The organism is Pseudomonas sp. (genome assembly GCF_037994325.1).
In the GTDB taxonomy this organism is placed as follows: Bacteria; Pseudomonadota; Gammaproteobacteria; order Pseudomonadales; family Pseudomonadaceae; genus Aquipseudomonas.
The window spans coordinates 1-1,844 of the sequence record NZ_JBBNAH010000124.1; the positions used below are offsets into that span (position 1 = coordinate 1).

At 60.5% G+C, this 1,844-nt stretch carries 3 protein-coding genes; all 3 read right to left on the reverse strand.

The features are described 5' to 3' along the window. The coding region (locus AAAB16_RS04270; protein WP_340662224.1) for a TetR family transcriptional regulator at positions 1–165 on the reverse strand (165 nt) is incomplete at its 3' end. A 222-nt stretch (positions 166–387) separates the two neighbouring features. Beyond that, positions 388–1,458, reverse strand: coding sequence for a polyamine ABC transporter substrate-binding protein (locus tag AAAB16_RS04275; RefSeq protein ID WP_340662223.1), 1,071 nt, complete (start codon positions 1,456–1,458; stop codon positions 388–390). Between the two features lie 256 nt (positions 1,459–1,714). Next, positions 1,715–1,844, reverse strand: a 130-nt coding sequence (locus AAAB16_RS04280) for a hypothetical protein (RefSeq protein WP_340662225.1), incomplete at its 5' end; no start/stop codon positions are given.

Consider the following 1,844-nt stretch of genomic DNA (forward strand, 5'->3'; position numbering starts at 1 on the left):
GTGGTACACGGACGAGGGCGGGATCTGCGCACGTTCAGCCACACTGTAAATCGACAGACCGGCCACGCCTTCTTCGGCCAGCAGCGTGCGGGCGGCCTCAAGAATGGCATCAATACGAGCCTGGCTGCTGGCGCGGGGTTTGCGAGGGGTGGCGGGGCGCTGCATCGGGCTCTCCTTGGGTGCGGCGCTATTGGACGACAGCTGTTGGCCGCTCGCAAGTTTTCTAGTCGCGACGGTTTGGCAGCTCGATACCGCGGTGCTGCCCCACTGGATCCCCGCCTTTGCGGGGATGACGGCGTGTTGCGGGCATATCTCCGTCATTCCCGCGAAGGCGGGAATCCAGGTGCGCGGTAGCATGTTATTGCGCTGTTGATCGACGCGAGAGGTTCAACTGCCGTCGCGAAACTTGCCCCACACCTGTTCCTTCACGCTGGAGATCTTCTCCGGCAGCACTTCCAATGCCGCCAAGCGCCGCTTGGTGTCGCGGTCTGGATACAGGCCTGGCTGGTCGCGCAACGTCGGGTCGAGAAACTCGCGGGCATCGGCATTGCCACTCGGGTACAGGGTTTCGGTGGTGATCTGCGCGGCTACTTTTGGCTGCATCAAAAAGTCGATAAAGCGGTGCGCCAGGTCAGCGCGGCGGGCGCTGCTGAGGATGACCAGGTTGTCGATAAACAACACCGAGCCTTCGTCCGGCACGATAAAACGTACGTCCTGGCCCGCCGCTGTGGCGCCCAGGGCATCGCCAACCCAGGCCAGCGACATGCACAGCTTGCCGGTTTTCAAATCGTCGATATAACGCTCGCTATCCACGTAACGCACGTTGTGGCGAATGGCGTTAAGCACGCTGCCGCCTTGCTTGATCTGCGTTGGCGGGCTGTGGGCGAGGCTACGGCCCATGTAGTTCATCAGCACCGACATCACTTCATCCGGCGCATCCAGCACGCTGATGCCGCAACTGGCCAGCTTGGCGCTTTGCGCCGGGTCGAACAGCAGGCTCCAGCTGTTGGGCAGCGGGCCACCGAAGGCTTTCTCGGCCAGCGGCACGTTGATCGCCAGGCCGACAGCGCCCCATTGGTAGGGAATGGCGTAACGGTTCTGCGGGTCGACGGCGTTGAGCTTGCTCAGCAGCTGTTTGTCCAGGTGCACACGGTTGGGCAGACGGGTCATGTCCAGCGGCTGCAAGCGACCGGCTTTGATCAGCGCGGGGAGAGTGTCGTGGGAGGGCACGGCAATATCGATGGAGTCGCCACTGGCCAGGGCTTTTTCCAGCTCTTCGGCGGTGCTGTAGGTGTGGTAGTCGACATGGATGCCGGTTTGTTTTTCGAAATCGGCCAGCACCTGCGGGGCGATGTAATCGTTCCAGTTGTAGACCACCAGGTCTTCGGCCTGGGTCGCCGGTGCAGTGAGGAGCATGGATGAGCCAGCAAACAGCAGCGCAGCTAACAAGCGGGGCATGACGACTTCCTTACGTGTCGGTTCACAGCAATGGCCTTGGCAAGCGCCAAGGCAAGTGGAGTTATCGCTCAAATCCTTTACAACTGAGCGAGCCGCGACATGTCTGGTGGTCTCTACGCACGTCTGGGCTGGCCATGGCACACAAACAACAACGCAGCTCGTGGGTCTCAGGGCTGCGGTGCAGGCAAAAACGGTTTATTGCGGCAGATAAAACGACGCCGGCTTGGTGCCGGCGTCGAATGGGTTAACTGCACACTTAAACGGTGTGCAGGTACCAGTTGTACTCGAGGTCCGAAATGGAGTTTTCGAACTCGGCGAGTTCACTCTCTTTACAGGCGACAAAGACGTCGATGTATTTCGGGTCGATATAGCGGGCCATGATTTCG

What these genes read in the sequence shown, in the direction of transcription:
- AAAB16_RS04275 (WP_340662223.1), bottom strand. Translation starts at nt 1,458, where the DNA reads ATGCCCCGCTTGTTAGCTGCGCTGCTGTTTGCTGGCTCATCCATGCTC.